We start from the raw sequence: 7,499 nt of genomic DNA on the forward strand, positions 1-7,499 counted from the left end.
AGCCCGGGAGCAGCCCCGCCTGTCCGACGGTGGGCGAGCTCGCCACCGGGGCGGCGGCAGGCGCGACGGTGACCGTCTGCGTGACCGTCGGGGGGATCGGCACCGACGGTTGCGGATAGGTGGGCTGTGCCGACGCGGTCGCGCCCGCGATGCCGACGACGCCGGCCACACCGGCGGCGATGCCTCCTGCCAGAACCCGCCAGCGGCGGGCGTTTCCGATCATCGACGCCTACCTTTCGAAAGCAGTCGGGCACGTCGTGCCTCGGTCAGGCGCCGACTGTATCCACGGCGCGGGTTACGCCGGTAGGCCTGGAACCAAGCCGGGATCAAACACGGACAACTCCGCAACGCAACCGATATCAACCCGTGCCCCCGTGGGTGGCGCAGATCACCTCCGACATGCGCGTTGAGGTGCGCGATCGGGGCTTTATACCCTGGTGAGGTGACCGACTCGCCTGACACCGCCGACACCCCGCAGCACCGCTACACCGCGGAGCTCGCCGGGGACATCGAGCGCACGTGGCAGCAGACCTGGGCGGAGCTCGGCACCTTCAACGTGGCCAACCCCGTCGGGGAGCTGGCGCCGGCCGACGGCACGCCCGTACCCGCCGACAAGATGTTCGTGCAGGACATGTTCCCGTATCCGTCGGGTGAGGGCCTGCACGTCGGACACCCGCTGGGCTACATCGCCACCGACGTCTACGCCAGGTACTACCGGATGACCGGGCGGAATGTGTTGCACGCATTGGGCTTCGACGCGTTCGGGCTGCCCGCCGAGCAGTACGCGGTGCAGACCGGGACGCATCCCCGCACCCGCACCGAGGCCAACATCGTCAACTTCCGGCGCCAGCTCGGCCGGCTGGGCCTGGGCCACGACTCACGGCGCAGCTTCTCCACCACCGATGTCGACTTCTACCGGTGGACGCAGTGGATCTTCCTGCAGATCTACAACGCCTGGTTCGATCCGGCGGTCGCCAAGGCCCGGCCGATCGACGAACTGGTGGCCGAGTTCGATTCCGGCGCACGCCGACTCGACGACGGCCGGGACTGGGCGGAGCTGGACGCCGGCGAGCGCGCCGACGTCATCGACTCCCACCGGCTGGTGTACCGCGCCGACTCGATGGTCAACTGGTGCCCGGGCCTGGGCACGGTGCTGGCCAACGAAGAGGTCACTGCCGACGGCCGCAGCGACCGCGGCAACTTCCCGGTGTTCCGGAAGCGGCTGCGGCAGTGGATGATGCGGATCACCGCCTACTCCGACCGGCTGCTCGACGACCTGGACGCGCTGGACTGGCCCGACAAGGTCAAGGCGATGCAGCGCAACTGGATCGGGCGCTCGACGGGCGCACAGGTCCGATTCTCCACCGACGCGGGCGACGTCGAGGTGTTCACCACCCGCCCCGACACACTGTTCGGCGCGACGTACCTGGTGCTGGCGCCCGAGCATCCACTGGTCGAGCAGTTGACCGCGGCCGATTGGCCCGACGCCGTCGATCCCCGCTGGACCTACGACGGGGCGACGCCCGCCGATGCGGTCGCGGCCTACCGCGCGAGCATCGCAGCGAAGTCCGACCTGGAGCGACAGGAGAACAAGGCCAAGACCGGCGTGTTCCTGGGCAGCCATGCGGTCAATCCCGCCAACGGGCAACGGGTTCCGATCTTCATCGCCGACTACGTGCTGATCGGCTACGGTACCGGGGCGATCATGGCCGTCCCGGGCGGCGATCAGCGGGACTGGGACTTCGCCACCGAGTTCGGCCTGCCGATCGTGGAAGTGGTCGCGGGGGGCGACATCTCGGAGGGCGCCTACAACGGCGACGGCATCCTGGTCAACTCCGACTATCTGGACGGTCTCGGAGTCTCGGAGGCCAAGCACGCGATCACCCAGCGCCTGGAGGCCGACGGCCGCGGCCGGGCCCGGGTGGAGTACAAGCTGCGCGACTGGCTGTTCGCCCGGCAGCGCTACTGGGGTGAACCGTTCCCGATCGTCTACGACGAGAACGGGCGGGCGCACCCGTTGCCGGAATCGGAGCTGCCCGTCGAACTTCCGGACATCCCGGACTACGCGCCGGTGCAGTTCGACCCGGATGACGCCGACAGCGAGCCGAACCCGCCGCTGAACAAGGCCACCGACTGGGTGCACGTCGAACTCGATCTCGGTGACGGTCCGAAGTCCTACACCCGCGACACCAACGTGATGCCCCAGTGGGCGGGCAGCTCCTGGTACGAGCTGCGCTACACCGATCCGTACAACAAGGAGGCGTTGGCGGACAAGGAGAACGAGGCCTACTGGATGGGTCCGCGGCCGGCCGAGCACGGTCCGGACGATCCCGGCGGTGTCGACCTCTATGTCGGCGGCGTCGAACATGCGGTGCTGCATCTGCTGTACGCCCGGTTCTGGCACAAGGTGCTGTACGACCTCGGCCACGTCAGTTCGCGGGAGCCGTACCGCCGGTTGATCAACCAGGGCTACATCCAGGCGTTCGCCTACACCGACTCCCGCGGCTCCTACGTGCCCGCCGCGGACGTCGTCGAACGTGACGGCAAGTTCTGGTATGCCGCCCCAGACGGTGAGGTCGAGGTCTTCCAGGAGTTCGGCAAGATCGGCAAGAGCCTGAAGAACTCGGTGTCACCGGACGAGATCTGCGACAACTACGGCGCGGACACGCTTCGGGTCTACGAGATGTCGATGGGTCCGCTGGAGGCGTCGCGGCCGTGGGCCACCAAGGACGTCGTCGGCGCGCACCGCTTCCTGCAGCGGGTGTGGCGGCTGGTGATCGACGAGCAGACCGGCCGAGACCGTGTCGCCGGGCACGAGGCGCTCGACACCGAGACGCTGCGGGTGCTGCACCGCACCATTGCCGGTGTGTCGGAAGACTATGCGGCGCTTCGGAACAACACCGCGGCGGCGAAGCTGATCGAGTACACCAACCACCTCACCAAGGAGGGCGTCACCGCGCGTGCGGCGATCGAGCCGCTGGTGCTGATGGTCGCCCCGCTGGCGCCGCACATGGCCGAGGAGCTGTGGCGCCGCCTCGGCCACGACACCCCGCTGGCGCACGGGCCGTTCCCGGTGGCCGACCCGCAGTACCTGGTGACCGACACCGTCGAGTACCCGGTGCAGGTCAACGGCAAGGTGCGCAGCCGTATCACCGTCGCGGCCGACGCCGCCAAGGATGCGTTGGAGACGGCGGCGCTGGCCGACGAGAAGGTGCAGACGTTCCTGGACGGCGCGACGCCGAAGAAGGTGATCGTCGTCCCCGGCCGCCTGGTCAACCTGGTCGTCTAGAGGGATTTCGGCGCGGAAACGTTCGCTCACCGAACGTGAGCGCACCGAAATCACTACTAGCGGGGGCGGACGATCACCTGATGCACGTGAGCGTCCGGCGGCGTGTGCACCGCGTCGGCCACCACCTTGGCGACGGTGTCGGCCTGCAGGAAATCCTCCGGCCGGTACTCGCGGCCCTCGTAGGCGACGAGCTCCTCCTGCATGGCCGTGGCGATCCGGCCGGGATGCACAGACGTCACGCGAAGCGAGGGCTCGTCGGCGCGCAGCGAGTCGGCGAACCCCCGCAGCGCGAACTTGCTCGCCGAGTACGACGCCAGCCCCGGTGAGGCGTTGATCCCCGACCCGGAGTTGATGAACACCACCTGACCGCCGGCGGTGCGCAACGCGGGCAACAGCGCCAGGGTCAGGGCGACCGCGCCGACGACGTTGACCTCCATCGTGTCGCGCCACTCATCGACGCTGGACTCGGCGACCCGGCCCGGATAGGCGACCCCTGCGTTGTGCACCAGCACGTCGAGCTCGACGATCGGCTCGGCGAGCGCCTCGAGCCCGTCGAGATCGCGCAGGTCAAGCGGCCAGGTGGTGGCGCCGAGGCGCTCGGCCACCTCGTCGAGCCGGTCCGACGGCCGGCCGGCCAGGAACAGGGTGTGGGTAGGCGCCAGGGCGGCGGCGATGGCCGAGCCGAGCCCGCCTCCTGCGCCGGTGATCATTGCGGTCGGCACAGGTGCGACCCTACCGACCTGCGGACTCGCCCTCGGAGACGCATCATTGAACCGATGCCCCACGATCCCAGCTTCGCGCCCACCCAGCTCGCGGCCCGCGCCGCCTACCTGCTGCGCGGTAACGACCTGGGCTCCATGACGACCGCCGCGCCGCTGCTGTACCCGCACATGTGGAGCTGGGACGCGGCATTCGTGGCGATCGGACTGGCGCCCTTGAGCGTCGAGCGGGCGGTGGTGGAGCTCGACACGCTGCTGTCGGCGCAGTGGCGCAACGGCATGATCCCGCACATCGTGTTCGCCAACGGCGTCGACGGGTACTTCCCGGGCCCGGCCCGGTGGGCGTGCTCGGCGCTGGCCCCCGACGCGCCGCGCAACCGGCACACCTCGGGCATCACCCAGCCACCCGTGCATGCGATCGCGGTGCAGCGCATCCTCGACCACGCCCGCACCAGGGGCCGTTCGACGCGTGCGGTCGCCGAGGCGTTCCTGGACCGCCGGTGGCCGGACCTGGTGCGCTGGCACCGCTGGCTGGCCGAGTCCCGCGACCAGAACGAGCACGGCCGAATCACCCTGTACCACGGGTGGGAGTCCGGCATGGACAACTCGCCGCGCTGGGACAGCGCCTACGCCAACGTGATTCCCGGTGCGGTGCCCGAATACCAGCGTGCTGACAACACCATCGTCACCGACGCCAGCCAGCGGCCGTCCGACCACGAGTACGACCGCTACCTGTGGCTGCTCGAGGAGATGAAGTCCGTCCGCTACGACGACGACCTGCTGCCCAAGGTGATGAGCTTCGCCGTCGAGGACGTGTTCGTCTCGGCCATCTTCTCGGTGGCCTGCCAGGTGCTCGCCGAGATCGGCGAGGACTACAAGCGCCCGCACGCCGACGTCCGCGAACTGTACGGCTGGGCGGAGCGGTTCCGCGCAGGCGTCGTCGAGACCACCGACGAAAGAACCGGCGCGGCAAGGGATTACGACGTCCGTGCCGAGCGGCTGCTCGCCACCGAGACCGTCGTGCAGTTCGCGCCGCTGCTGTGCGGCGGGCTACCGCACGACAAGGAGCGTGCGCTGCTGCGCCTGCTGGAGGGACCGCGGTTCTGCGGTCACCCCGACCTGAAGTACGCGTGCATCCCGTCGACGTCTCCGGTGTCGCGGGACTTCCGGCCGCGCGAGTACTGGCGGGGCCCGGTGTGGCCGGTGATGACGTGGCTGTTCTCGTGGTGCTTCGCCCGCCGCGGCTGGTCCGAGCGGTCGCGGGTGCTGCGCCACGAGGGGTTGCGCCAGGCCAGCGACGGAACCTTCGCCGAGTACTACGAGCCGTTCACCGGTGAGCCGCTGGGCAGCATGCAGCAGTCGTGGACGGCGGCAGCGGTGCTGGACTGGCTGGGCTGACCGAACCCGTCAGGTCCGGTTGGTGCGGTCCTCGGGATCGGCGAGGTGTTCCAGCGGGCGCAGCGCCTTGGTGAGAGTCTCGAGTTCGTCGGCGCTGAGCTTGGCCAGCCGCTCGGCCAGCGCGGCCCGGCGGGCCGCGAGCGCCTCGCGGTGCTGGGCCAGGCCCTCTGGCGTGATGTCGACGAGCACCGCACGCAGGTCGGAGGGGTCGCGGGAGCGCTTGACCAGGCCGAGCTTCTCCAGCCGGCGGATCGCGACGGTGGTCGTCGGGGTGCGGACCCGCTCGAGCGCGGCCAGCTCGGTCATCCGGATGGGTCCCTGGTCGAGCAGCGTCAGCAGGATCGAGAGTTGGGCCAGTGTGAGGTCGCCGGCCGTGCCGCGGTTGGCGTCCCCGCGGCGCAGGATCGAGAACACCCGGGACAGCACCCGCTGCAGCTCGCCCGCGAGTTCGGTGACCTGCGGATCGGTCTCGACCATAGTTCGACAGTCTAACGTGTCGGTCCCTGCCAATATGCGATGGAACGTAATTTTCGCGTCAGAGAATTTGTGAGAGGAAGCGGCGCAGCCGATCGGTCTCCGCGCCGTCGAAGATCTGCTCGGGCGGACCCGACTCGACCACCTGCCCGTGGTCCATGAACACCACTGAATCCGCCGTCGACCTCGCGAAACCCATCTCGTGGGTGACCACCACCATGGTCATGCCGTCGGCGCCCAGGTCGGCGATCAGCGCCAGGATCCCCTTGACGAGCTCGGGGTCGAGCGCCGAGGTCGCCTCGTCGAAGAACATCACCTGCGGCGCCATCGCCAGCGCCCGCGCGATCGCCACCCGCTGCTGCTGACCGCCGGACAGCGTGCCCGGCCGCACGTCGGCCTTGTGCCGCAGACCCACCCGGTCCAACTGGGCAAGCCCCAGGTCGCGGGCGGCGTCGGCGGGCAGCTTCTTCAACCTGCGCGGTGCCATCGTGACGTTGTCCAGCACGCTGCGGTGCGGGAACAGGTTGAACTGCTGGAACACCATGCCGATGCGCTGCCGGAGCTGGTCGGGGTTGTCCCCGAGCACCGACCGGCCGTCGAGCAGGATGTCACCGCTGTCGGGTTCGTAGAGCCGGTTGAGCACGCGCAGCAGCGTCGACTTGCCCGATCCCGACGGCCCGATCACCGTGGCGGTGCTGCCCGCTGGCACGTCGAGGTCGACCCCGCGCAGCACCGCGTTCGGGCCGAACGCGAGGTGAACGTCGTTGCAGGCCAGCGAAACCGGTTCGAAGTCGGGCATCAGATCATCTCCTGGTTCGCCGCCGGCGACAGTTCGGGGTCTTCGGCCCGTGCCTGTCTGCCGCGGCGCAGCCGGTTGTCGACGTAGTTGACCAGGTGGGTCAGCGGAATGGTCAGCGCCAGGTACAGCAGCCCGGCGGCCACCAGCGGTGACAGGTTGCCGGTCTGCGCGTTGAGGTCACGCCCGACCTGGAACAGCTCGCGCTGGTTGGCGACCAGTCCGAGGAAGTACACCAGTGACGACGCCTTGAGTAGCGAGATGAACTGGTTCATCAGCGCGGGCAGCACCCGCCGCACGCCCTGCGGGATCACCACCAGCTGCATCGACGTCGAATAGCTGAACCCCAGCGCCCGCGACGCCTCGAGCTGCCCCGCCTCGACGCTCTGGATGCCGGACCGGAAGATCTCGCCGGTGTACGCCGCGGCCATCAGACCCAGGGCCGCGATGCCGAGCGGGAACGGGTTGTTGCCGGTCAGCCCGCCCACCACCGGTCCGAGGCCGAGACCGATCAGCAGGATGATCACCACTTCGGGCAGGCCGCGGAAGATGTCGGTGTACACCCGCGCGGGCCAGCGAAGCAGGCGCGACCGCGAGATGCCTGCGATGGCCAGCGCCATGCCGAGCACCAGGCCGATGACGGCGGCGCTCACCGTCAGGATGAGCGTGTTGGGCAGCCCGGTCTTGAGCAGGTCGGGGAACGCCTGCTTGTACAGGTCCCAGTCGAGGAACGAGTCCTTCAGTTGCGCCAGAGTCGATTTCGGCGCGGCGGGCGCCGCGGCGGGCCGCTCCTGCTGGGCGGCGATGGCGGCGAAGTCGGGCA

Annotated in this window: 6 protein-coding genes and 1 pseudogene; 2 read left to right on the forward strand and 5 right to left on the reverse strand. The window is 69.4% G+C overall.

Features of this window, described 5'->3' with window-relative positions; genetic code table 11:
• A pseudogene (locus Q2100_RS28290) lies at window positions 1-223 on the reverse strand (LpqN/LpqT family lipoprotein); the annotation flags it as partial.
• 219 nt (window positions 224-442) lie between these two features.
• Here Q2100_RS28290 and leuS point away from each other — a divergent pair.
• A complete protein-coding gene (gene leuS / locus Q2100_RS28295; RefSeq protein WP_302916713.1) occupies window positions 443-3,289 on the forward strand; it encodes a leucine--tRNA ligase in 2,847 nt (948 codons plus the stop codon).
• Window positions 3,290-3,345: 56 nt separating this feature from the next.
• Here leuS and Q2100_RS28300 read toward each other — a convergent pair whose 3' ends face one another.
• A complete protein-coding gene (locus tag Q2100_RS28300) occupies window positions 3,346-4,011 on the reverse strand; it encodes an SDR family oxidoreductase (RefSeq protein ID WP_302916714.1) in 666 nt (221 codons plus the stop codon).
• A 54-nt stretch (window positions 4,012-4,065) separates the two neighbouring features.
• Here Q2100_RS28300 and ggh point away from each other — a divergent pair, with 54 nt between their 5' ends.
• The gene (gene ggh / locus Q2100_RS28305; RefSeq protein WP_302916715.1) at window positions 4,066-5,406 is read left to right on the forward strand and encodes a glucosylglycerate hydrolase; all 1,341 of its coding nucleotides are present in this window, start codon (window positions 4,066-4,068) and stop codon (window positions 5,404-5,406) included.
• A 9-nt stretch (window positions 5,407-5,415) separates the two neighbouring features.
• On the opposite strand, the gene Q2100_RS28310 is transcribed toward ggh, so the two are convergent.
• The 3 genes from Q2100_RS28310 to Q2100_RS28320 form a co-directional block, all read right to left on the reverse strand.
• A complete protein-coding gene (locus tag Q2100_RS28310) occupies window positions 5,416-5,883 on the reverse strand; it encodes a MarR family winged helix-turn-helix transcriptional regulator (protein WP_264013455.1) in 468 nt (155 codons plus the stop codon).
• A 58-nt stretch (window positions 5,884-5,941) separates the two neighbouring features.
• Window positions 5,942-6,679 (reverse strand): amino acid ABC transporter ATP-binding protein, encoded by a 738-nt coding sequence (locus Q2100_RS28315; RefSeq protein ID WP_302916716.1) that lies wholly within the window; start codon window positions 6,677-6,679, stop codon window positions 5,942-5,944.
• Window positions 6,679-7,499, reverse strand: an 821-nt coding sequence (locus tag Q2100_RS28320) for an amino acid ABC transporter permease (protein ID WP_302916717.1), incomplete at its 5' end; no start/stop codon positions are given. The genes Q2100_RS28315 and Q2100_RS28320, both read right to left, overlap by 1 nt.

The organism is Mycolicibacterium arseniciresistens (assembly GCF_030519285.1).
GTDB lineage: Bacteria > Actinomycetota > Actinomycetes > Mycobacteriales > Mycobacteriaceae > Mycobacterium > Mycobacterium arseniciresistens.